At 67.9% G+C, this 21,358-nt stretch carries 22 protein-coding genes; 13 read left to right on the top strand and 9 right to left on the bottom strand.

Annotated elements, in window-relative coordinates:
• The first annotated feature begins 28 nt into the window (after positions 1 to 28).
• Positions 29 to 394: an SRPBCC family protein gene (locus CQY20_RS11765; protein ID WP_097940263.1), complete on the top strand. Its 366-nt coding sequence runs from the start codon at positions 29 to 31 to the stop codon at positions 392 to 394.
• Positions 395 to 421: 27 nt separating this feature from the next.
• Here CQY20_RS11765 and ilvD read toward each other — a convergent pair whose 3' ends face one another.
• A complete protein-coding gene (ilvD, locus tag CQY20_RS11760) occupies positions 422 to 2,128 on the bottom strand; it encodes a dihydroxy-acid dehydratase (protein WP_097940262.1) in 1,707 nt (568 codons plus the stop codon).
• A gap of 78 nt (positions 2,129 to 2,206) precedes the next feature.
• Between ilvD and ricR the strand changes: the two genes are divergently transcribed.
• On the top strand, positions 2,207 to 2,497 hold the full coding sequence (gene ricR / locus CQY20_RS11755; protein WP_097940261.1) for a copper-sensing transcriptional repressor RicR: 291 nt from the start codon (positions 2,207 to 2,209) through the stop codon (positions 2,495 to 2,497).
• On the opposite strand, the gene CQY20_RS11750 is transcribed toward ricR, so the two are convergent.
• Complete coding sequence (locus tag CQY20_RS11750; RefSeq protein ID WP_097940260.1) at positions 2,494 to 3,846, bottom strand: MBL fold metallo-hydrolase; 1,353 nt, start codon at positions 3,844 to 3,846, stop codon at positions 2,494 to 2,496. The two genes, ricR and CQY20_RS11750, sit on opposite strands and share 4 nt — an antisense overlap.
• Positions 3,847 to 3,905: 59 nt before the next feature.
• Positions 3,906 to 5,285 (bottom strand): MBL fold metallo-hydrolase, encoded by a 1,380-nt coding sequence (locus CQY20_RS11745; protein WP_097940259.1) that lies wholly within the window; start codon positions 5,283 to 5,285, stop codon positions 3,906 to 3,908.
• 159 nt (positions 5,286 to 5,444) lie between these two features.
• Here CQY20_RS11745 and CQY20_RS11740 point away from each other — a divergent pair, with 159 nt between their 5' ends.
• A complete protein-coding gene (locus CQY20_RS11740; protein WP_097940258.1) occupies positions 5,445 to 5,714 on the top strand; it encodes a metal-sensitive transcriptional regulator in 270 nt (89 codons plus the stop codon).
• 34 nt (positions 5,715 to 5,748) lie between these two features.
• On the opposite strand, the gene CQY20_RS11735 is transcribed toward CQY20_RS11740, so the two are convergent.
• Positions 5,749 to 6,045, bottom strand: coding sequence for an MTH1187 family thiamine-binding protein (locus tag CQY20_RS11735; RefSeq protein WP_097940257.1), 297 nt, complete (start codon positions 6,043 to 6,045; stop codon positions 5,749 to 5,751).
• A complete protein-coding gene (locus tag CQY20_RS11730; protein WP_097940256.1) occupies positions 6,042 to 6,431 on the bottom strand; it encodes a PPOX class F420-dependent oxidoreductase in 390 nt (129 codons plus the stop codon). Before CQY20_RS11730 ends, CQY20_RS11735 begins: the two co-directional genes overlap by 4 nt.
• A gap of 54 nt (positions 6,432 to 6,485) precedes the next feature.
• On the opposite strand from CQY20_RS11730, the gene CQY20_RS11725 reads away from it, so the two are divergent.
• The 7 genes from CQY20_RS11725 (at position 6,486) to CQY20_RS11695 (ending at position 13,136) form a co-directional block, all read left to right on the top strand.
• Positions 6,486 to 7,739 (top strand): MFS transporter, encoded by a 1,254-nt coding sequence (locus CQY20_RS11725; protein WP_097940255.1) that lies wholly within the window; start codon positions 6,486 to 6,488, stop codon positions 7,737 to 7,739.
• Positions 7,740 to 7,861: 122 nt separating this feature from the next.
• Entirely contained in the window at positions 7,862 to 8,989 is a 1,128-nt protein-coding gene (locus tag CQY20_RS11720) for a L,D-transpeptidase (RefSeq protein ID WP_097940254.1), read from the top strand.
• Between the two features lie 35 nt (positions 8,990 to 9,024).
• Complete coding sequence (locus CQY20_RS11715) at positions 9,025 to 9,942, top strand: DUF4129 domain-containing protein (RefSeq protein ID WP_097940253.1); 918 nt, start codon at positions 9,025 to 9,027, stop codon at positions 9,940 to 9,942.
• Positions 9,943 to 9,944: 2 nt separating this feature from the next.
• Positions 9,945 to 10,430 carry a hypothetical protein gene (locus CQY20_RS11710; RefSeq protein ID WP_097940252.1) on the top strand — a complete coding sequence of 162 codons (486 nt, stop codon included), beginning with the start codon at positions 9,945 to 9,947 and terminating at the stop codon, positions 10,428 to 10,430.
• Positions 10,427 to 11,395 carry an AAA family ATPase gene (locus tag CQY20_RS11705; RefSeq protein WP_097940251.1) on the top strand — a complete coding sequence of 323 codons (969 nt, stop codon included), beginning with the start codon at positions 10,427 to 10,429 and terminating at the stop codon, positions 11,393 to 11,395. The genes CQY20_RS11710 and CQY20_RS11705 overlap by 4 nt, the downstream gene beginning before the upstream one ends.
• Positions 11,392 to 12,645, top strand: coding sequence for a DUF58 domain-containing protein (locus tag CQY20_RS11700; protein ID WP_097940250.1), 1,254 nt, complete (start codon positions 11,392 to 11,394; stop codon positions 12,643 to 12,645). Before CQY20_RS11705 ends, CQY20_RS11700 begins: the two co-directional genes overlap by 4 nt.
• On the top strand, positions 12,645 to 13,136 hold the full coding sequence (locus CQY20_RS11695) for a hypothetical protein (protein WP_234816210.1): 492 nt from the start codon (positions 12,645 to 12,647) through the stop codon (positions 13,134 to 13,136). The genes CQY20_RS11700 and CQY20_RS11695 overlap by 1 nt, the downstream gene beginning before the upstream one ends.
• Here CQY20_RS11695 and CQY20_RS11690 read toward each other — a convergent pair.
• Positions 13,120 to 15,111, bottom strand: coding sequence for a M13 family metallopeptidase (locus CQY20_RS11690; protein ID WP_272938806.1), 1,992 nt, complete (start codon positions 15,109 to 15,111; stop codon positions 13,120 to 13,122). The genes CQY20_RS11695 and CQY20_RS11690 overlap by 17 nt on opposite strands.
• Before the next feature lie 40 nt (positions 15,112 to 15,151).
• Between CQY20_RS11690 and CQY20_RS11685 the strand changes: the two genes are divergently transcribed.
• Both CQY20_RS11685 and CQY20_RS11680 read left to right on the top strand, forming a co-directional pair.
• Positions 15,152 to 15,760, top strand: a complete 609-nt coding sequence (locus CQY20_RS11685; protein WP_097940248.1) for an Rv1363c family protein — start codon at positions 15,152 to 15,154, stop codon at positions 15,758 to 15,760.
• The gene (locus CQY20_RS11680; protein WP_097940247.1) at positions 15,757 to 16,446 is read left to right on the top strand and encodes a hypothetical protein; all 690 of its coding nucleotides are present in this window, start codon (positions 15,757 to 15,759) and stop codon (positions 16,444 to 16,446) included. Before CQY20_RS11685 ends, CQY20_RS11680 begins: the two co-directional genes overlap by 4 nt.
• Here the strand turns inward: CQY20_RS11680 and CQY20_RS11675 are convergent.
• The 3 genes from CQY20_RS11675 to CQY20_RS11665 are packed head-to-tail and all read right to left on the bottom strand — an operon-like array spanning position 16,433 to position 20,453.
• On the bottom strand, positions 16,433 to 16,840 hold the full coding sequence (locus CQY20_RS11675; protein WP_097940246.1) for a CoA-binding protein: 408 nt from the start codon (positions 16,838 to 16,840) through the stop codon (positions 16,433 to 16,435). The two genes, CQY20_RS11680 and CQY20_RS11675, sit on opposite strands and share 14 nt — an antisense overlap.
• Before the next feature lie 59 nt (positions 16,841 to 16,899).
• Positions 16,900 to 17,487: an XRE family transcriptional regulator gene (locus tag CQY20_RS11670; protein ID WP_234816208.1), complete on the bottom strand. Its 588-nt coding sequence runs from the start codon at positions 17,485 to 17,487 to the stop codon at positions 16,900 to 16,902.
• A complete protein-coding gene (locus tag CQY20_RS11665) occupies positions 17,484 to 20,453 on the bottom strand; it encodes an MMPL family transporter (RefSeq protein ID WP_097940244.1) in 2,970 nt (989 codons plus the stop codon). The genes CQY20_RS11670 and CQY20_RS11665 overlap by 4 nt, the downstream gene beginning before the upstream one ends.
• 277 nt (positions 20,454 to 20,730) lie before the next feature.
• On the opposite strand from CQY20_RS11665, the gene CQY20_RS11660 reads away from it, so the two are divergent.
• A complete protein-coding gene (locus CQY20_RS11660; RefSeq protein ID WP_097940243.1) occupies positions 20,731 to 21,294 on the top strand; it encodes a hemophore in 564 nt (187 codons plus the stop codon).
• Positions 21,295 to 21,358: the final 64 nt, after the last annotated feature.

Below are 21,358 nucleotides of genomic sequence, written 5' to 3'. Positions count from 1 at the left end.
GCTGAGCGCAAGCGGGTACCCCACCGCCATGCTCACCGTCAGCAGACACATCGAAGCGCCCGCCGACGCCGTGTGGCAGGTCCTCGTCGACACCGAGGCCTGGCCGCGGTGGGGACCGACGGTCGCGGGAGGTGAGGTGGACGGCGACGCGCTCCACCTCGGTGCGACGGGACGGGTCATCACGCCCGTCGGCGTTCCGCTGCCGTTCACGATCACCGAGTTCGAGCCGGGACGGCGGTGGGCGTGGTCGGTGGCCGGGGTGCCCGCGACCGCGCACGCCGTCGAACCCGACGGCACGGGTTGCCGGGCGAGCATGTCGGCGCCGTGGTGGGCGCCGGCTTACCTGCCGGTGTTGGCGATCGCCCTGCGGCGCATCGACAGGATGGTGACCTAGCCGCCGACTCTGGCCCTTCGGTCGGACCTAGGTGCAGACCGCCCCGATGGCCGCCGAGCCGACGAGCTTGGTGTACTTCGACAGCACGCCGGTCTTGTACACGGGCGGCAACGGCTCGAAACCCTCTTTGCGGGCTTCGAATTCGTCCGGGTCGACGAGCACGTCGAGGGTGCCCTTGGCGACATCGAGGCGCACGCGGTCACCGTCGCGCACGAACGCGATCGGTCCGCCGTCGACGGCCTCGGGTGCGATGTGGCCGACGCACAGCCCGGTGGTGCCCCCGGAGAATCGGCCGTCGGTCATCAGCAGGACGTCCTTGCCGAGCCCGGCGCCCTTGATCGCGCCGGTGATGGCGAGCATCTCGCGCATGCCCGGCCCACCCTTGGGGCCTTCGTAGCGGATGACGACGACATCGCCCTTGGTGATCGTGCCGTCCTCGAGAGCATCCAGCGCGGCCCGTTCCCGCTCGAAAACCCTTGCGGTGCCTTCGAACACGTCGTTGTCGAAGCCTGCCGACTTCACCACGGCGCCCTCCGGGGCCAACGAGCCGTGCAGGATCGTGATGCCGCCGGTCGGGTGGATCGGGTTGTTCAGCGCCCGCAACACCTTGCCGTCGGGATCCGGCGGCGCGATGTGGGCCAGGTTCTGCGCCATCGTCTCTCCGGTCACGGTGAGGCAATCACCGTGCAGCAGCCCGGCATCCAGCAGCGCCTTCATCACAACGGGCACACCGCCGATGTGGTCGACGTCGAACATCACGTGCTTGCCGAACGGCTTCACGTCCGCCAGGTGAGGCACCTTCTGGCCGATGCGGGTGAAGTCGTCGAGGGTCAGCTTGACGTTGGCTTCGTGCGCGATGGCCAGCAGATGCAGCACCGCGTTGGTGGAGCCGCCGAACGCCATCACCACCGAGATCGCGTTCTCGAACGCCTCTTTGGTGAGGATGTCGCGGGTGGTGATGCCGCGGCGCAGCAGCTCGACGACGGCTTGGCCGCTGCGGCGGGCGAACCCGTCGCGGCGCCGATCGGTCGCAGGCGGCGCCGCGCTCCCGGGCAGCGACATGCCCAGTGCCTCGGCCGCCGACGCCATGGTGTTGGCGGTGTACATGCCGCCGCAGGCGCCCTCGCCGGGGCAGATCGCGCGTTCGATCGCGTCGACGTCCTCACGCGACATCAGGCCGCGCGCACAGGCGCCGACCGCCTCGAACGCGTCGATGATCGTGACGTCCATCTCGGAGCCGTCGGACAGCTTGGCCTTGCCGGGCAGGATCGAGCCGGCGTAGAGGAACACGCTGGCGAGGTCGAGCCGGGCGGCGGCCATCAACATGCCGGGCAGCGACTTGTCGCAGCCGGCCAGCAGCACCGACCCGTCGAGGCGCTCGGCCTGCATGACGGTCTCCACGCTGTCGGCGATGATCTCACGGCTCACCAGCGAGAAGTGCATGCCTTCATGGCCCATGGAGATGCCGTCGGAGACCGAGATGGTGCCGAACTCCATCGGATAGCCACCGGCGGAGTGCACACCGTCCTTGACGGCCTTGGCCAGCCGGTCCAGCGACAGGTTGCACGGCGTGATCTCGTTCCACGACGACCCCACGCCGATCTGTGGTTTGGCGAAGTCGTCGTCCTCCATGCCTACCGCCCGGAGCATTCCCCTGGCGGCGGCCTTCTCGAGGCCGTCGGTGACGTCGCGGCTGCGGGGTTTGATGTCGATGGAACCGGAATCTGAGGGCATGGGTGTCAGTATGCCCTCGTGGTTTGGCGCGGGACAAACCAATATGCATACCCCCTCGGGGTACCGTAGACTGGCGTTATGACCGCCTCACACGGCTACACGTCCAACAAGGACAACTATGCGAAACGGCTGCGCCGCATCGAGGGGCAGGTTCGTGGCATCGCCAAGATGATCGACGAGGACAAATACTGCATCGACGTCCTCACCCAGATCAGCGCCGTGAACAGCGCATTGCAGTCGGTGGCGCTCAATCTGCTCGACGAGCATCTCGGCCACTGCGTGAGCCAGGCCGTCGCCCAGGGCGGCGAGGACGCCGACGCCAAGCTGGCCGAGGCGTCTGCGGCGATCGCGCGCCTGGTCCGGTCTTAACGACTCGACGTGATGCCCAGTTTCCTCGCCTGGTCGAAGAGGTCGTCGATCAACACGACGTCATGTCCCGCGCGGTCGAGGAACGAGGCGGCGATCGAAGCCCGGTAACCCGACCCGCAATGCACCCAGATTGGGCCTGCAGGCACGTCGGCGAGCCGCGCAGGCAACTCATGCAGTGGGATGTTGGCGGCTTCTGGAATGTGGGCCTCGTCGTATTCCTTGCGTTGACGCACGTCGAGCACCGCAACCGTCGCCGTCTTGCGCTGCTCGGCCAGGCGAGCGAAGTCGGCGGTCGGGTAACTGCCCAGGGGGGACCCGGCGCGCATATCGTCGATGTCTCCGCTGGCCGCACCGATCAGCCGATCAACCCCGATCCGCACCAACTCCCGTCTGCCGTCGGCTATCTGCTCCGGTGAGTCACCGATCAGCGTCAACGGTGCGCCCCAGGGGTAGAGCCAGCCGAAGTAGGCGACGAACGAATCGGACAGCTCGAAACCCAACGTGCCGCGCAAATGCCCTGCGGCGAATGCCGTCCGGTTCCGCAAATCGACCACCCATTCACCGGCTTCGATCCGGCGCCGCAGTTCGTCGGGATCGACCGGTTCCGGTGGCGTCAGGTCCACCGGTGCCGGCCCCTCGCGATTGATCACCCCCATGTGTGCGTAGTAGGCGGGGTAAGCCGACAGCCCGGCCAGCAGTTCGTCGACAAAGCTCTGCTCGTCCTTGGTCAGTGCCGGGTTCGAACGTCGCTGTTCGCCAATCGTGGACGCGTCGCCGGAAGCCGGTGTGGCGGAGCAGAAGCTGCCGAACCCGTGGGTTGGATAGACGGGCGTCTCAGGGGGAAGACGGTCTGCGAGCATGCGGACCGAGTGGAACTGCGCGTGCGTCAGTGCTTCGGTGTCCTGCGCCGAAATCAGGTCGGTGCGTCCAGTCGTGCCGAACAGCATTGAGCCGCCGGTGAAGACGCCGTGAATTGCGCCGGCATCGTCGCGCAGCACATAGCTGACGTGGTGGGGGGTGTGGCCGGGGGTGTGCAGCACCTCCAACCTCATCGGCCCGGCGTCGATGACATCACCGTCTACTGCCGCGCGCCGGGGATAGCCGACGTCGTCGCCGGCGGGCACCACGTAGTCGGCGCCGACGGTGCGCGAGAGCTCCAGTCCGCCACTGACGTAGTCGTTGTGCAGGTGCGTCTCGAGCACGTGGGTGATCCGGGCTGCCCGGCTCTCGGCCAGTGTCAGCACCCGGTCGATGTCGCGTTGCGGGTCGATCACGACGGCGATGCCGTCGCGGGAAATGAGATAGCTGCGGTCGCCGAGACCGGATGTTTCGATGATCGAGACGTCCATGCGTTTTCTCCCCCTGTGACGATTCCAGAACCCGCGGCTTCTCGTCGCCGTTTTCCCGGTCATACTGCGGCGTGGGCATCGGCCCAGGCGTGGTAGCCGCCGATCAGATCGGATACCTGCGTAAAGCCGTTGACACGCAACAACGATGCGGCCACGCTGGATCGCCATCCGCCCGCGCAGTGGACGACGATCGGCTTGTCGGTGGGGACCTCGCTCATCCGCGCCCGCAACTGCGCGAGCGGGATGTGCATCGCGGCGGGAATGACGCCGCTTTCGCGTTCGCCCGGATTGCGAACGTCGATGAGTGCCACCGCATCCTCGCTCAGCTGCTTCTCCAATTCGGGCACCGTCGTGCGAGGTGCGGTCTGCACGAGATCGGCCAGTTCCACAGGGAACCGCCCGTCGTCGCCGACGTTCAGGTATCCGACGGCGTTGTCCGAGCCGATTCTCGCCAGCCGGAGTGCGGCCGCCTGCTCCTCCCCGGGGTAGGTGATCAGGGCGATCTGCTCGCCGATATCGGCGACCATGCCGCTGGTTTCGGCAAACCGGCCGTCGAAGCCCACATTGACCGATCCACGCAAGTGGCAGGCAGCGAAATCGTTCACGGTCCGTGCGTCGATCACGGCTACACCGGCCTGGAGGGCGGCGCGGATCTGCCCCGGTGTCATCTCGGGCACGGCGCGGTCTTCGCGCAGCAGTGGGTGCACCCGCTTGTTCATCGCAGCGTCGGACGAGAAGTAGGCCGGCGCGGCGGGCTGCCCGCTGGTGATCATTTCGACGAAGGCGTCTTCGCTCATCGGCTGAACCGACGGGTTACTCGACCGCTGCGCGCCGATGGTGGACGTCAGTTCCGTCGAAAGGTTCTTGCCGCAGGACGATCCGGCGCCGTGCGCGGGCATGACCTTCACGGTGTCCGGCAACGTCATCAACTTGTCGTGGATCGTGTGGAACATCGCCCTGGCGAGATCAGTGGTCGAGCTCTCGCCGATGTTGACGAGGTCTGGGCGGCCGACATCCCCGATGAACAAGGAGTCGCCGGTCAGCACGGCCACCGGTTCAGCGTCGGGCTGCTCACGAACCAGCACGCTGATGGATTCCCAGGTGTGGCCCGGGGTGGACATGATCTCGAGGTCGACCAGGCCGAGGGGCAGGTGCTCACCGTCGGCGAGCCTGCGGATCGGGTAGTCCGTCTCGGCGGCCTCGCCGAATCCGATCCAGGCGCCGGTGGCGTCGACCAGTTCCAGGTGGCCGGAGACGAAGTCCGCGTGAAAGTGGGTGTTGATGACCCCTTCGATCGTCAGGCCGTACTTGCGCGCGTCGAGGAGGTATTCGGTGATGTCGCGACGGGGATCAACCACGACCGCGCGTCCAGTGGTCTCATCGCCGATCAGATACGACGCATGCGAAAGGCACTCGATGTAGTACTGCTCGAGAATCATCTCGGCTCCTTATCCGCTGGCCAGGGCATCTCCCTCAGATACCCCCGGAGGTATACTTGTACTGTACCCCCGGGGGTATCTGCCTCGCAATGTCGGTCCGGAGAAGACCTATACCCCGGGGGGTACGATGGCGTGCAATTGATCAGGAAGGAAACGACAGTGGTCGGAGACCAGGAAGCCATCGATGCGGTTCTCAACCGCCTTCGGCGCGCTCAGGGCCAACTTGCCGGAGTGATTTCGATGATCGAGCAGGGACGCGAATGCAAGGACGTCGTCACGCAGCTCGCTGCGGTGTCCCGCGCACTCGACCGTGCCGGCTTCAAGATTGTCGCTACGGGGTTACGGGAGTGCGTGGCCGGCGATCAGGCGGGTGCGGACAACCCGATGACTGAGGCGGAACTGGAGAAGCTGTTCCTCGCCTTGGCATGACTTTTGGTCTCAGCCGCCGCGGCCCTAGCCGCGCCTACCCGAGTTCCCGTTCGATCCGCTCGACCTTGGCCTTGAGCTGCCCGGTGTAGCCGGGCCGGATGTCGGCCTTGAGCACCAGGCTGACCCGCGGCGAGACGGCCGCCACGGCGTCGACGGCCCGTTTGACGACGGCCATCACCTCGTCCCACTCGCCCTCGATGTTGGTGAACATGGCGTTGGTCTCGTTCGGCAGCCCGGACTCGCGGACCACCCGCACGGCCTCGGCCACCGCGGCGCCGACGCTGCCGGATTCGTCGCCGCCGGACGGGCTCACACTGAATGCGACGATCACTGTTTCGTGAACCCGGTCGGGCGCACGACGATGATCACGCGGTCGGCCTTGTCGGGTGGCGGTTCGGTCAGCGGGCCGCTGTAGCGGTCGTTGAGCTTCAGGTAGAACTCACCGGTCGGGTCGGGCACGATCTCCTCGACCACGCCGCGGACCTCGAGGTAGCGGTAGGGGTTGTCCGGGTCGATGATCGACATCGCCACGTTCGGGTTGGCCTCGAAATTGCGGTACTTCTGCCGCTTGGTGGTGTGCGTGAACCGCAGCCGTTCACCGTCCCAGTCGAACCACATCGGGTTCACCTGAGGGGTGCCGTCGGGTCTCACCGTGGCGAGATGACCGAAGTTCGGGCGCTCCAGCAGCGATTCGTATCCTTCGGGGACTGCAACCATCGCGAGCCTTTCCTTGTGTGCGGGTCATCACCGATACCGTGATGTACCCAGGTTATGACCGCCGACATCGCCATAGTGCCCGGCCGGGCATGGACGCCGCGCATCGCCCTACAGCTGGCGGTGTTGGCGGCGGCCGCGTTCGTCTACGTCACCGCGGAGATGGTCCCGGTGGGCGCGCTGCCCGACATCGCGGCCGACCTGCGGGTCAGCGAGGCCATGGTCGGCACCCTGCTGGCCGCCTATGCGCTGGTCGCGGCGGCGACGACGGTGCCGTTGGTGCGGCTCACCGCGCACTGGCCGCGCCGCCGCGCATTGCTGCTCACATTGGCCTGTTTGGTTGTGTCACAGCTGATTTCGGCGATGGCGCCGAACTTCGCGGTGCTGGCAGGTGGCCGCGTGCTGTGTGCGGTGACGCACGGGCTGATGTGGTCGGTGATCGCCCCCATCGGCGCGCGGCTGGTGCCCGCGTCGCACACCGGCCGCGCCACCACCGCGGTCTATCTCGGCACGGCGCTGGCCCTCGTGGTCGGAAACCCGTTGACCGCGGCGATGAGTCAGCTGTGGGGCTGGCGGCAGGCCGTCGTCGCCGTCACGGTCGCGGCGGTGGTCGTCACCGTGGCGGCCCGGCTGACACTGCCGCCGATGGATTTGCCGCCGGCCGACACCGACACCGCAGGCCGTCGTCGACGGCACCACCGCAACAGCAGACTGGTGACGATCAGCGCGCTGACGCTCGTCGGCGTCACCGGCCACTTCGTCTCCTACACCTTCATCGTCGTGATCATCCGCGACGTGGTCGGCGTGCGTGGCCCGGACCTGGCGTGGCTGCTGGCCGGCTTCGGAATCGCAGGCCTGCTCGGCATGGCGGCGATGGCGCGCCCGCTGGACCGCAGGCCCAACGCCTCGGTCATCGGCTGCCTGACCGTGTTGGCCGTCGTGTTCGCGGTGCTGACAGCACTGGCCTGGGGCGAGCAACCCGACGCCGTGACGATCGCGCTCGGCGCGGCGGCGGTCGTGCTGTGGGGAGCGGCGTCGACAGCGCTGCCGCCGATGCTTCAGTCGGCAGCGATGCGCACCGCCGCCGACGACCCCGACGGTGCGTCCGGTCTCTACGTGACGGCGTTTCAGGTCGGCATCATGGCCGGTTCGCTGATCGGGGGGCTGCTGTATGAACATGCCGGCCTGGCCGGAATGGTCGGCGCGTCCACGGCGTTGATGGTCGTTGCCCTGTGCGGCGTAATGGCGGGTCGCGGCCTGTTCGCACTTCCTCCAGGTAACCAGCAGGAAGTAACATCGCACCTCCGCTGACGATGAACACTGCAGCTCAGGGCCTCAGGCCTGACGGGCGTCCGGGCTCTAAGCGGTTTCAAAGCCGTTAGCCGGCCACTGCGCTGTGCGAGACTGGACGAAGCTTTGACTGGAGGTGTCGCATGCCGCAGCGCAAGATGCGGAGGCTGGTCACCGCGACCATTGCGGTGACGATCATCGGTGGCTTGGCGTTCAACGGCCCACTGGCGTCGGCGGATCCGGAGGGAGACCCGGGCCCGGCACCGATCGGTCCGCTACCCGGCCCGGTGCCCGCGGCAGAGGCGCCCGCTCCGGAAGCGCCCGTCGACCCCGCCGCGGCCGTCGCCCCGCCGCCAGGCCCAGCGGTTCCGCCTCCGCCGGTCGATCCGCTGGCGGTGCCGCCGCCTGCCGACCCGGCCGCTCCACCGGTTAACCCGCTCGCTCCGCCGCCGCCTGCCGATCCGTTCGCGCCGCCTGCGACCGACCCCCTGGGCGCCGCGCAGCCGACGACCATTCCGGAAGGCACCCCGGCGGGTCAGAACCCGACGCCCTACACCGGCGAACCGGTGTTCCTGCCGCCGTCGTTCAACCCGGTCAACGGCGCTGTAGTCGGCGTCGCCAAGCCGATCGTCATCAACTTCCAACGGCCCATCGCCAATCGCCCTCTGGCCGAGCAGGCCATCCACATCTCGTCGGAGCCGCCGGTGGCCGGCAAGTTCTATTGGATGAGCGACACCCAGGTGCGGTGGCGGCCGCTGGAGTTCTGGCCCAAGGACACCGTCGTCAACATCGACGCGGGCGGCACCAAGTCCAGCTTCCGCGTCGGTGAGGAGCTGATCGCCACCATCGACGACAAGACCCACCAGATGACCATCACCCGCAACGGCGAGGTCGAAAAGACGTTCCCGGTGTCGATGGGCAAGCCCGACGGCAAGCACGAAACCAAGAACGGCACCTACTACGTGCTGGAGAAGTTCGCCGACATCGTGATGGATTCCGCCACCTACGGCGTGCCGAACGACTCGCCCGAGGGCTACAAGCTGAAGGTGCAGAACGCCGTCCGCATCGACAACAGCGGCATCTTCGTGCACAGCGCCCCGTGGTCGGTGGGTGACCAGGGCAAGCGCAACGTCAGCCACGGCTGCATCAACCTCAGCCCGGCCAATGCGAAGTGGTTCTACGACAACTTCGGCAGCGGCGATCCCGTCGTCGTCAAGAACTCGAAGGGCACCTACACCCAGAACGACGGCGCCCAGGACTGGCAGATTTAGTTGCGGCCGTGACCTGACCGCGACCAGGATGGGCTATGGCCCATCGGCCGCGCGTCGTCGCCGTGATCGTGCTCTTGATCGTGGCCGCCGCCGCGCTGCACGGCTACATTCCTGGCGCGCAGCCGCCCCCGCAAGACAGGCCGACCAGCGGCTGCGGCAGCCTGTTCGTCGTCGCCGCGATGCTGATCGTGTCGCTGGCGATCATCGCGATCGCGATCGTCACCCAGGCGCGCAGCGGACCCGTACCGTCCGGTTCGGGTGAACCCCGCCGCTCGATACCCGGGCAGTCGCGCCCGCTGACATGGCGGATGGTGCTCATCGCGGTCGCGGTGGTGCTGGCGTGGCTGCTGCTGGTGGCCCTTCTGGCGCGGTTGAACACACCGACAGGGCTCGAGTCGCCGCCGCCGGATTCCGCCACGCCCACCCCGGGCGCGCCGCAGCCGTCGGGCCGCGAGCCCGGCCAACCGCAGCCGTCGTCGAACATGTTCTCGATCCTCGCCGGTGCGACGGTGCTGCTGACGATGCTGGCCTTCGTCACCGCCGCGATCGCCGGGAGCAGGCGACGCAGGCCGGTGCCCACGGCGCCGCTCGACGACTACCGACCCCCGACCCCGCAGGGCGGCCCCGATCCGCTCGCGCGGGCCGCCGAGGTCGGCCTCGCGGAGGCCGGAGACCTGAGCCGTGAACCGCGCGAGGCCATCATCGCGTGCTACGCGGCGATGGAGCGCGAGCTGGCGAATTCACCCGATGTCGTTCCGCGCGAATCGGATACGCCGTCGGAGGTGCTTGCCCGCGCGGTCGAACATCACGCGCTGCGCGCCGACAGCGCGACACAGCTCGTCGAGTTGTTCGAAGAGGCGCGGTTCAGCGCGCACGTGATGACCGAGGCACATCGCGAAAGCGCGGTGCAGATTCTGCGGCTCGTGCTCGCCGAACTCCGGAGCATGGCATGACCATGAGAAAGCTTGTCGCGGCGGGGCTGTGCCTGGTGATCGGGGTGCAGCTGCTGGCGATGATGATGCCCGACCGCAGACGCGTGTTGGTGATGGCCGGCATCGCCGTGGCCGCGTCGCTGCTCGCACTGCGCTGGTATCTGAGCTCGGTGAACATACCCGAGCCGCCCGAACACAGCACCAACAGCGCCGAGGAGTCGTTGCGGCGCTGGCTGTCTCGCACCGAGACGCTGATCTCGTGGTCGGAGTCCACCCGCGCCGACTGGGATCGACACCTGCGCCCGATGCTCGCGCGGCAGTTCGGCATCGCGACCGGGCAGAAGCAGAACAAGAACCCTGACGGGTACCGCGCCACCGGGCGCATGCTGTTTGGCGACGAACTGTGGGCGTGGGTGGATCCCGAAAACGTCGCGCGCACAGACAAAGACGTGCCCGGTCCGGGCCGGGTGGCGCTCGCCGAAATCCTTCGACGGTTGGAGCAGGTATGACGGGACCGACGCTGCCGGCGGCCACCACCACCGCCAACTGCGAAGCCGTGCTCGACGAGATCCAGAAGGTGGTGGTCGGCAAGCGGTGGGCGCTGACGCTGATCCTGACCTCGGTGCTGGCGCGCGGCCACGTGCTGATCGAGGACCTGCCCGGGTTGGGTAAGACGCTGATCGCGCGCTCGTTCGCCTCGGCGCTCGGCCTGGAGTTCACCCGCGTGCAGTTCACGCCGGACCTGCTGCCCGCTGACCTGCTCGGCTCGACGGTCTACGACATGCAGTCCGGCCGTTTTGAATTCCGGCAGGGCCCGATCTTCACCAACCTGCTGCTGGCCGACGAGATCAACCGCACGCCGCCTAAGACACAGGCGGCGCTGCTCGAGGCCATGGCCGAGGGCCAGGTGAGCATCGACGGCGTCACCCACCGACTGCCCGCCCCGTTCATCGTGCTCGCCACCGACAACCCGATCGAGTACGAGGGCACCTACCCGCTGCCCGAGGCCCAGCTGGATCGCTTCGCGATCAGGCTGGAACTGCGCTACCTGTCCGAGCAGGAGGAGGCGTCGATGCTGCGGCGTCGTCTCCAGCGCGGATCCGTTGAGCCGCGGGTGAACCAGGTCGTCGACGCCCACGATTTGATTGCGATGCGCGAATCGGTGGAACAGGTGTCGGTGCACGACGACGTGCTGGCCTACGTCGTGGCGCTGGCCAACGCGACGCGCCAGCACCCACAGGTGGCCGTCGGCGCCAGCCCGCGTGCCGAGCTCGACCTCGTTCAGCACGCCCGGGCCCGCGCGCTGCTGCTGGGCCGCGACTACGTGATCCCCGAGGACGTGAAATCGCTTGCCGTGCCGACCATGGCGCACCGGATCAGTCTGAAGCCGGAGATGTGGGTGCGTCGCGTGCACGGCGCCGACATCGTCGAGGAGCTGCTGCGACGGCTGCCGGTGCCGCGGGCCAAGCCATGATCGACACCCGCCGAACCGAGCCGCAATTGCGTTGGCGCGCATCGCCGTTGGCGCGGGCAGTGGCGACGTGCGCGGGTGTGGTGCTTGTCGTCGCGCTGGTCGGCTCACGCTGGCAGCTGATCGCATTCGTCGCGCCGCTGCTCGGCGTGCTGTGCTCGATCAGCTGGCAGCGGACGGTACCCAAGGTGTTCGTACACGCCGAACCGGGGCTGCAGCGCTGCTTCGAGGGTGAGCAGACCCAGGTGAGCGTGTGGGCGAGCGCCGAGCCCACCGACGTCTCCGTCACACTGACCGTCACCGGTGTGCCCGGCATGCAACTCGACGCCGCGCGCGCCGACGGCCGCTACACCGTCACCGGAGGCGCCGAACGGTGGGGTCGCTACCCGATCCGCGTGCATGTTGCGGTCGTCGCACCCGGCGGCCTGCTGGCGGGAACGGCGACCGTCGACGCCGCCGACATCTTCGTATTTCCTTTGGCGCCACCGCAATCCACACCGATCCCGAAGACCGAGCTGCTCGACCGGCTTGGCACGCACCTGACCCGCCACATCGGCCCGGGAGTCGAGTACGCCGACATCCGGCCCTACATCCCCGGCGATCAACTCCGCACGATCAACTGGTCGGTGAGCGCACGCCGCGGCAGCCTGCACATCACTCAGCGGCTGACCGACCGCGCCGCCGACGTGGTCGTGCTTGTCGACACCTACCCGCAGCCACCTGGCCCGGCGACGGTGGCGACCGAGCGTGCGCTGCGCGGCGCCGTGCAAGTGGTGCAGAGCGCGCTGCGCAGCGGAGACCGCGCCGGGGTCGTCACGCTCGGCGACGGCCGGCCCCGCTGGCTCGGCGCCGACATCGGGCGACGGCAGTTCTACCGCGTACTCGACACCGTTCTCGGCGCCGGCTCCGGATTCGAAACCAGCACAGGCACATTGGCACCACGGGCTGCGCTGCCGCCCGGCGCCATCGTCGTGGCGTTCTCGACGATGCTCGACACCGAATTCGCGCTGTCGCTGATCGATCTGCGCAAGCGCGGCCACACCGTCGTCGCCGTGGACGTTCTGGAGGGCGCGCCGTTCGCCGCGGACAAGGATCCGTTGTTCACCCGCATGTGGTCCATGCAAAGGGCGTTCATGTACCGCGACATGGGCACGATCGGGGTCGACATCGTGTCCTGGCCGTCGGAGCACACCCTCGACGAGGCGATGCGGTTGATCCCCGAGCGTCGGCGGCCGCTGAGGACACGGCGGTGATGTCGGTGATGTCGCGGACGTTGGCGACCTTCCACCTGGCCTCGACCGCGTTCGGGTTGATGATGGCGGCCGCGGCTGGATTGCAAACGCAGGGACTGGCATTGGCCGCGGCGATGCTCGGTGCGTTCGCGGTCGTGGTGGGCATCGCGTTCCGCCTGGCGGCGACGGTGGCGGTGCTGGCGGCCGCCACCGCCGTGGCCGTCGGTGATGCACCGCCGATGCTGGCCGGGCTGGCGGGTCTGTCGGCGGCGTGCTATCTGGTGCTGCGCTACACCGAGACCGGTTCGGTCCGCTCGCTCGGTGCGTCGTCGTCGGCCTTGCTTGCCGCGCTTGGGTTCACCTTCGTCGGTGTGCTCGCCGCGTCGTTCCCGTTCGAGGTGCCGTGGCTGCCACTGGTGGCGCCGCTGGCGGTGTTCGGCATCTACGTCTTGACGACGCGCCCGTTCTACCAGGCGGGGGAGGGCAAGCTCGACGTCAGTTCCAGATCCTGACCCGCCGCTGCGGCTCCAAATACAGCGCGTCGTCCTCGCGCACGTCGAACGCCTCGTAGAACGCGTCGATGTTGCGGATCACACCGTTGCAGCGGAACTCGGGCGGCGAGTGCGGGTCGATCGCGAGCCTGCGGATCGCCTCGGCCTCACGCGATTTCGTGCGCCACACCTGCGCCCAGCCGAAGAACACGCGCTGCACGCCCGTCAGCCCGTCGATCACCGGCGCGGGCTTGCCCTTCAGCGACAGCTGATAGGCCAGCAGCGCAATGGACAGCCCGCCGAGGTCGCCGATGTTCTCGCCGACGGTGAAGGCGCCGTTTACGTGGTGGCCATTGCTCAGGGCGCGTGGCACGTACGCGTCGTACTGCTCGATGAGCGCCTTGGTGCGGGCGCCGAATTCGGCACGGTCCTCGTCGGTCCACCAGTCGACCAGGTTGCCGTCGCCGTCGTACTTGGCACCCTGGTCGTCGAACCCGTGGCCGATCTCGTGGCCGATCACCGCGCCGATGCCGCCGTAGTTGGCGGCGTCGTCGGCTTCGGCGTCGAAGAACGGCGGCTGCAGAATCGCTGCCGGGAAGACGATTTCGTTCATGCCGGGGTTGTAGTAGGCGTTGACCGTCTGCGGCGTCATGAACCACTCGTCGCGGTCGACCGGCCCGCCGAGCTTGGCCAGCTCACGCTCGGACGACACCGCGGCGCCGCGGCGGTAGTTGCCGTACAGATCGTCGCGCTCGATGACCAGCTTCGAATAGTCCCGCCACTTCGCGGGATAGCCGATCTTGGCGGTGAACTTGTCCAGCTTGGCCAGCGCGCGCTGCCGTGTCTGCGGCGTCATCCACTCCAACTGGTTGATGCTGACCCGGTAGGCCTCGCGCAGGTTGGCCACCAACCCGTCCATCCGCGCCTTGGCCTCTGGCGGGAAATACCGCTCGACGTAGAGCTTTCCGAGCGCGTCGCCCATCAGGTTTTCCACCACCGAGACCCCGCGCTTCCACCGCTCCCTGATCGCCTCGGTGCCGCTGAGGGTGCGGCCGTAGAAGTCGAAATCCTCGGCGACGATCGCGTCGGTCAGCAGGAACGCCCTGGCGTGGATCAGCCGCCAGCGTGCCCAGCGCTTCCAGTCCTCGAGATCCTCGCTGGACCACAGCGCAGCAAACGCACTCAGGTAATCCGGTTGCCGCACAACGAGTTCCGCGGCCACCTCCGGGGTCGTACCCAAAGCGGTGACCCAGCCGGCCCAGTCGAAGCCTGGCGCCTCGTCGGGCAGGTCGGCGAACTTGCGCAGGTTGTAGGTCAGGTCGGCGTCGCGGCGCTTGACCACGTCCCAGTGCGCCGACGCCAGTTTGGCCTCCAGCGCCACGATCCGTTCCGCGGTGGCCTGCCACTCGCCGGGCTGCGGCTCCTCGCCGTAGACGAGCCCGAACATCTTCGCGATGTGGCGGGGATAGGCGGTCAGGATGTCGGCGTGCTGCTCGTCGCGGTAGTACGACTCGTCGGGCAGCCCCAGCCCCGACTGGGAGAGATGCAGCAGATAGCGGCTGGAGTTCTTGGAGTCGGTGTCGATGTAGGCGCCGGCCCCGCCGCCGACGCCGGTGCGCTGCAGCCCGCCGAGCACCGCGGCCAACTCGTCGGTGGTGTCGGCCGCATCGATCAGGGCCAGTTCCTCGAGCAGGGGGGCGACGCCTTTGCGCTCGACAGTGGCCTCATCCATGAAACTGGCATACAGATCGCCGATGCGCTGCAGGTCGGTGCCCTTCTCGGCATTGGCCGCGGCGGCTTCGGTGATCAGGTCGCGGATCTGCTCCTCGGCGCGGTCGTGCAGCGACCGGAACGCGCCGTCGGTGGCGCGGTCGGGCGGAATCTTGTACTCGGCCAACCAGCGGCCGTTCACATGGCCGAACAGGTCGTCTTGCGGGCGGGTCTTCTCGTCGACGTAGCTCAGGTCGATGCCGGAACGAAGTGCTTCAACGGTCACCCCACCAGACTGCCAGAACTGCTTCGGTACCCTCACGGCCATGCCCGACGACCAGCGCGCCGACGACGGCGCCGTCGAAGCCGACGGCCGCGTCTTCTCGGCCTTCGGGGTGGCCTCGGCCGCGCTCGGGCTGCTGTCGGTGGCCGCGATCGTGCTGGGGTTGATCATCTGGTCGGACCACCGTGCCGACGCCGCCGAACGGCGCTACCAGACCGAGGTGCTCAAGACCGCCGCGGACTGGACCACCGTGCTGATCAACATGAACAAGGACGACATCGACGCCAGCCTGCAGAAACTGCACGATGGCACGGTCGGCGAGCTCAACACGGAGTTCGAGGCGGCGCTCGAGCCGTACAAGAAGGTCGTCGAGACGCTGCAGTCGCGGACAAGGGGCCAGGTCGACTCGGTCGCGATCGAGTCGATTTACCACCCGCCGCGGAACCGGCCCGACGGCAGCCCCGCACCCGAGCCGGGCCCGCCGCCCGGGCTCGGTGAGTTGGTGCGGCGCACCGACACCGTGATGGTGGTGGCGACGTCGATCACCGACAACGTCGGCGGCGAGCCCAAGACACTGCGCTGGACCATGCGCCTTGACGTGTCCGACGTCGACGGCAAGCTGCTCATCTCGCGGCTGGAGCAGCTGCGATGAGGAACCGCCTGCGGGTGCTGGCGTTCGACGTCGCGGCCCCGCTCGCGGCGATCGCCGCAATTCTCTACATCGGCGTCGCGTTGGCCTGGCCGCTGTGGTGGGTGTCGGTGGCGTCGATCCTGTGCCTGCTGATCGTCGAGGGCGTCATCGTCAACTTCCTGCTGGCCCGGCGTGACGGGGTCACGGTCGGCACCGACGACGACGGGCCGGGACTGCGGCTGGCGGTCGTCGGCGTGGCCACAGCCGCGTTGGTCGCCGCCGTCGCGGTCGGTTACACCCGGTGGACGGTGCCGGACCGCGCCCTGCGCGCCGACAGCGCCGAAGTGGTCGGCATCGCCAGCAGCGTGGCCGAAGCCAGCGCCACGTTCACCCCGGCCAGCCCGACTGCGGCCATCGACCGGGCGACGGAGGCGATGGCGCCGGACCGGGCGCAGCGCTACCGCGACGAATTCTCAGCCATCGCAAAGGAATTGACGAAGAAGAACGTCACGGCTCACGCGGAGACCATCTCGGCGGGTGTCGAGGCGATCGGTCCCCGCGACGCCAGTGTCGCGGTGATCATGCAGGGAACGCAGAACGTGCCGGGCAAGCCGCCCGACGTGGCGGTGCTGGCGCTGCGCATCACGCTGTCGAAGGACGGCGACCGGTGGCTGGTCGACGACGTGCGGCCGATCAACTCACGCTGAGCAGGCGGGCGTGCTCGACCTTCAGGCACCGGTCCATCACCACCTGCAGGCCTGCCGCCTCGCCGTCGCGCGCGATCGCCGGATCCCACAGGCCCGACTGCAGCCACAGCGTCTTCGCGCCGACGCGTACGGCGTCGTCGAGCACATCGCGGAGAAACTCCTGGCGTCGGAAGACGTCCACCAGGTCGGGCACCACCGGAAGCGCGGACAGATTCGGATAGGTGGGCGTGCCGTCGACCTCGGTGATGGTGGGATTGACCAGGTACAGCTCGTAGTCGCTGGCCCGCTCGAGGTAGCGCCACACGTCGTAGACGGGGCGGGCGCGGTTGGCGGATGCGCCGACGATCGCGACGGTGCGGGTCTCACGGAGTATGCGGGCGATGTCGGCGTCCATGACTACCGGTATACCCGCGCTTCGATGTCGGTCCGTCGAGTGGGTCTAAAGCCCTTGAGTCAGCGGCCGCCGTTGGCGCGTTGTGCCTTCATCTTCGCGAAGCGGTCCGACAGCCTGCTCATCCGCACCATCAGCGATGCAGGCGGGCTGGTCCTGGCCTCCAGATAGTGGGCGAACTCCTCGCCGGAAACGCCGATGCGCGACGCGAACTCCTGCGGTTTGAGTCCCGACCGGCCGAGCAGCGCCCTGATCAGGCGCGCGACTTCGGCGCGTTCGTTGGCTTCGAGGTTCTCACGGCTACGGCTCAACACTTCAGACAATGCTTTCGAAACTCCATACGGCCGGGTCGATTCCAGCACCTCTTCGACCTGGCGGGCGGTGCGTCCGTACGGATCGCGTTTGATGGCGGCGGCGATGCGCTGCCACACCGTCAGGTCGTCGGTCTCCAGGGCGTCGCGGATGGCCGCCGTCGGCCAGAACTCCACCGGCTTGTTTTCGACCGCGGGCCGTTGCGGCCTGCGTCTCGAAGCACTCGATGCGCTCGATGTGTTCGACGTGCTCGGCGCATTCGCCGAAGCGGCTCCCGCCCTCGCCGACGGGATGCGAGCGGTAACCGCCTCGCGGCGTGCGTCCACCGACAGTGTCACCTCGCCTCCTCCAGCATCGCGACCGCAACCGACAGACAGCGTTGCCGCACTTTGGCCCATTCCGCCTCCGCATCGGGGCCCGACATCGGGATGTCGAACTCGTCCGACGGATGCGGATCGGCCAGCCGGCGCACCAGTTGCGTGGCCACCCACTGCTTCCTGGATGGCTCACCACAGTAGTACCGATCCATACCGGCCAGTACCAAAGCGGCTGTTTGAGTTTCCATCGACTCGACCAAATCGGCAAACTCGGCAAAGTCTTTCGTGCTGTTGCGGCACATGATGAGGTAGCTCTTCAGCCGCAGCGTCTCCGCACCGGTCGGAATCTGCAGCCGGTCGCCGGTGGGCAACTGGACGTTCGTCGTCTCCATCGGGCTGTTGCGTTCGACCGGCGGCCGCTCGGTTTCGGCCGCGGTTTCCAGCGCATCCAGCGCCACCGACAACCGGCCGCGCCACATCGTGACGGGATGCACGGGACGCGGGCCGTGCTTGATCTTCACCGTCTTGCCGTTGGTGGCGCCGTTGCCGTTGGTGTGGCCGTTCGGGTGCCCGTTCGAGTGACCTCTCGAATGGCCGTTGGTGTGTCGGTGGCCGTTGACCGTCTTGGTCCCCGCCACGGCCTTGGCGGCCTTGGGCGGCAGGCACCCGCTGAACGCCAACGGGTCGGCGACGGTAATTGTGTTGGGCGCCAGCGACTTCAGCTTGGCCGCCGACTTCACCACGTGGCGGATGTCGATGCCGGACGCGGCCATCGTGGAGATGTCGTCGGGAATGATGACCAGGTCGCCGATGTCGGCCTTCGGCAACGGCTTCTCGAAGTCCACCGACGGCAGGATGCGGTCCAGCCAGCGCGGCAGCCACCAGTTCCAGCGGTCGAACATCGCCATCAGCGCGGGCACCAGAACCAATCGCACCACGGTGGCGTCGACGGCGATCGCGACCGCGCATGCGACACCGAGCTGCGCGACAAGCGGCATGCCTGCGAACGCGAACCCGACGAACACCGCGATCATGATCAGCGCCGCGCTGGTGATGGTGCGCGCGCTGGTGCTGACGCCGTAGGCGACGGCGTCGCGGGTGTTGCCCGTCTGCACGAACCGTTCGCGGATGCGGGTCAGCAGGAAGATCTCGTAGTCCATCGACAGCCCGAACGTCATCGCCAGCACCAGCGGCGGGATCGTGCTGTCCAGCGAGGAGATGGACCTGAAGCCCAGCACCTCCAGCCAGCCCCATTGGAAGACGACGACGAGGCTGCCGTAGGCGGCGGCCACCGACAGCACCGTCATCAAGACGCCCTTGAGCGCCAACACCACCGACCGGATCGACACCAGCAGCATCACGAACGCGATCAGCGCGACGAAGCCGAACACTGAGGGCTGGGTCTTCGACACCCGGTCGTCGAAGTCCTTGATCAGCGCGGTCGGGCCGCCGACGTCGACCCTGGCCTCGTCGCCGACCACCGGCGGTAGCTGCTCGCGCATCCAGTCGACGGACTCGCGTGCGGCCATGTCCTCCGGATCCACCGACAGCACCGCCGACAGCAGGGCGCTGCGGTAGTCGTTGCCGAACACCGCAGGCTGCACGTTGACGACGTTGGGCGCCTGCGCCATCCGCTGCTGCACCTGCTGCAACAGCGGTTCCTTCGTCGGCGCCGACGCAGCGCTGCCGTCGGGGAACGTCACCAGCACCCGGACCGGGCCGAGCGCGCCGGGGCCGAGCGCGTCCGCCGCGGCGTTGACGCCACCGCGGATCTCGTGGGTCGGGTCGAACTGCCGCTGCATGCTGTTGCCGAGCACCATCGAGAACGCGGGCGCGGCCAGCGTGAGCAACAACAGGGTGGCGGCCAGCGCCGACAGCCACGGCCGGCGCATCACCGACCCGGTCCACCGGGTCCAGAACCGCGACTGGGTGGTCTCCGGGCGCCGCGACCAGTGCAGCAGCCAGGATCGTTTCGCCGCGGCCCGCCCGCACGTCGCCAGCACCGCGGGCGTCAACGTCGTCGACGTGAGCACCGCGACTGCCACCGCCAGGATCGCGCCCGTGGCCATCGACACCAGCACGGGCGTATTGATCAGGTAGATGCCGGTCAGCGACGCGATCACCGTCAACCCGGACAGCACCACCGCAAGGCCCGACGTGCCCATCGCGGCGTCGGCGGCGTCCTGCGGTTCGCGTCCGGCGCGCAGTTCCTCTCGGAACCGCATGAGAATGAAGAGTGAATAGTCGATGGCCAACGCGATGCCGAACATCGACACCGTCGACGTCACGAACACCGACATCGTGGTGTACATCGACAGCAGGTAGACCACGCCCATGGTGACCGCGACCGTGCAGATGCCCAGCACCAGCGGCATGGCGGCGGCGGCAAGCGACCCGAACACGGCCAGCAGCACGATCAGCACGATCGGCAGGTTCCACTGCTCGGCCTGCGCGATGTCGTGCTTGGTCGCGGCGGTGGCGGCGGCGCCGAGCGCGCCCTGCCCGATCACGTAGAGCTTGACTTTGCCGTCGGCGACCTCACCCGGCTGGTCGCCGTTGATGCCGACCTTCTGCCGCAGCTGCTTGGCGACGTCGACCGCGCCGGTGTTGTCGAACCCCAGCTGCAGCGTCACGACGTAGGGGCGGTCGGGCTGGGGCGGCGGCTGCTGCGGGTTGGGCACCACCTCCACGCTGGGCACCTCGCTGGCAATCTTCTCGAGGTGCGCTACCGCTGCGTCCATGTCGGCGTACGACGCGTCCGCCCGCGGCGCCGCGACCAGCGCAAGGGGTGAGGCGCCCTGTTCGGGGAACTGCTTTTCCAGCTCTTCCTGAACATAGAGAGACTGTGAGCCGGCAACTTCGAACCCGCCTCCGGTGAGGTGACCCGAATGGGTCGCTCCCAGGTACACCGCAGGCAGTAATAGGAGTAGCCACACCGCGAACACCGCCCAGCGGAATCTGCGCAGGCTACTGCTCAAGCGCATCATGAACTGCTGGATGTCTGTCCCGCTTTCTCCCCGGCTCGCGTTACGTGCCGTGAGGATATACCAGCGTGTGCTGGCGCGATGCGGCCTAATTAAGGCCTTAAACAGCCTTTTCCGGCTCTTGTGAAATGCGGACCCGTTGCTGGATTGGCCCAAGTGTAGTGGCGATGGCATTATGTCGACTTGGCCGCTATGGCGCGGGGGCCCGGTCGCCGAACGCCGCAGCCGTTTGCGAGACACCCGAGACACTGCGGTGCCCGCAAATCTTAAGGAGTTTTCGATGACACCGACCCGTGAGACCGTCCGCCGCGGCCTGTTTGCCGCGTTCGCTGTCTGCGCCGCCGGTGGTGCAGCGATCGCTGCGGTGACTGTGCCGTCGCAGCCGTCAGCAACAGCGGCGCCGGATCCGTGCGCCGCCAGCACCGTCGCCAAGACCGTCGGGTCGGTGGCCACGTCGACGGGCTATTACCTCGATTCGCACCCTGAGACCAACACGGCGCTGACGATGATCTCGCAGCAGCAGGGCGGCCCGCAGTCACTGGCCGCGCTGAAGGCCTATTTCGACGCCAATCCGCAGGTGGCGAAGGACATGCAGCAGTTGCAGCGGCCGCTGACCGATCTGTCCGGCCGGTGCAAGCTTCCGGTCACCGTGCCGCAGATCCTGGGTGTGCTGCAGGGCGCCCAGCAGGGCGGCGGCGTGCCGACGGATTTGCCAGGATCGCTGCCCGGCGCACAGACCGTCGGCGTTCCCGGCAGCGCTTTGCCGGCGCAGTCGTCGCCAGCCTCGGCGGTCGTCGAGGGAACTGGCCCGTTGCCGGGTCCGGCGGTGCCGCGCACACGGTAGCTAGGAGCGCCGCGTTGCCGATTTGTTACCCGCTCTGAACTGCGTGTTTGCAACTTTCTGAGAC

The organism is Mycolicibacterium agri (assembly GCF_002553505.1).
Classification (GTDB): domain Bacteria; phylum Actinomycetota; class Actinomycetes; order Mycobacteriales; family Mycobacteriaceae; genus Mycobacterium; species Mycobacterium agri.
The sequence above is the reverse complement of the archived record's forward strand: the minus strand, read 5'-3'. Positions and strand labels throughout refer to the sequence as shown.

Bases quoted from the DNA above. Each gene is read 5' to 3' on its own strand.
- CQY20_RS11765 (WP_097940263.1), top strand. From the start codon at position 29: ATGCTCACCGTCAGCAGACACATCGAAGCGCCCGCCGACGCCGTGTGG.
- ilvD (WP_097940262.1), bottom strand. From the start codon at position 2,128: ATGCCCTCAGATTCCGGTTCCATCGACATCAAACCCCGCAGCCGCGAC.
- ricR (WP_097940261.1), top strand. From the start codon at position 2,207: ATGACCGCCTCACACGGCTACACGTCCAACAAGGACAACTATGCGAAA.
- CQY20_RS11750 (WP_097940260.1), bottom strand. From the start codon at position 3,846: ATGGACGTCTCGATCATCGAAACATCCGGTCTCGGCGACCGCAGCTAT.
- CQY20_RS11745 (WP_097940259.1), bottom strand. From the start codon at position 5,285: ATGATTCTCGAGCAGTACTACATCGAGTGCCTTTCGCATGCGTCGTAT.
- CQY20_RS11730 (WP_097940256.1), bottom strand. From the start codon at position 6,431: ATGGTTGCAGTCCCCGAAGGATACGAATCGCTGCTGGAGCGCCCGAAC.
- CQY20_RS11725 (WP_097940255.1), top strand. From the start codon at position 6,486: ATGACCGCCGACATCGCCATAGTGCCCGGCCGGGCATGGACGCCGCGC.
- CQY20_RS11720 (WP_097940254.1), top strand. From the start codon at position 7,862: ATGCCGCAGCGCAAGATGCGGAGGCTGGTCACCGCGACCATTGCGGTG.
- CQY20_RS11715 (WP_097940253.1), top strand. From the start codon at position 9,025: ATGGCCCATCGGCCGCGCGTCGTCGCCGTGATCGTGCTCTTGATCGTG.
- CQY20_RS11710 (WP_097940252.1), top strand. From the start codon at position 9,945: ATGAGAAAGCTTGTCGCGGCGGGGCTGTGCCTGGTGATCGGGGTGCAG.
- CQY20_RS11705 (WP_097940251.1), top strand. From the start codon at position 10,427: ATGACGGGACCGACGCTGCCGGCGGCCACCACCACCGCCAACTGCGAA.
- CQY20_RS11700 (WP_097940250.1), top strand. From the start codon at position 11,392: ATGATCGACACCCGCCGAACCGAGCCGCAATTGCGTTGGCGCGCATCG.
- CQY20_RS11695 (WP_234816210.1), top strand. From the start codon at position 12,645: ATGTCGGTGATGTCGCGGACGTTGGCGACCTTCCACCTGGCCTCGACC.
- CQY20_RS11685 (WP_097940248.1), top strand. From the start codon at position 15,152: ATGCCCGACGACCAGCGCGCCGACGACGGCGCCGTCGAAGCCGACGGC.
- CQY20_RS11680 (WP_097940247.1), top strand. From the start codon at position 15,757: ATGAGGAACCGCCTGCGGGTGCTGGCGTTCGACGTCGCGGCCCCGCTC.
- CQY20_RS11675 (WP_097940246.1), bottom strand. From the start codon at position 16,840: ATGGACGCCGACATCGCCCGCATACTCCGTGAGACCCGCACCGTCGCG.
- CQY20_RS11665 (WP_097940244.1), bottom strand. From the start codon at position 20,453: ATGATGCGCTTGAGCAGTAGCCTGCGCAGATTCCGCTGGGCGGTGTTC.
- CQY20_RS11660 (WP_097940243.1), top strand. From the start codon at position 20,731: ATGACACCGACCCGTGAGACCGTCCGCCGCGGCCTGTTTGCCGCGTTC.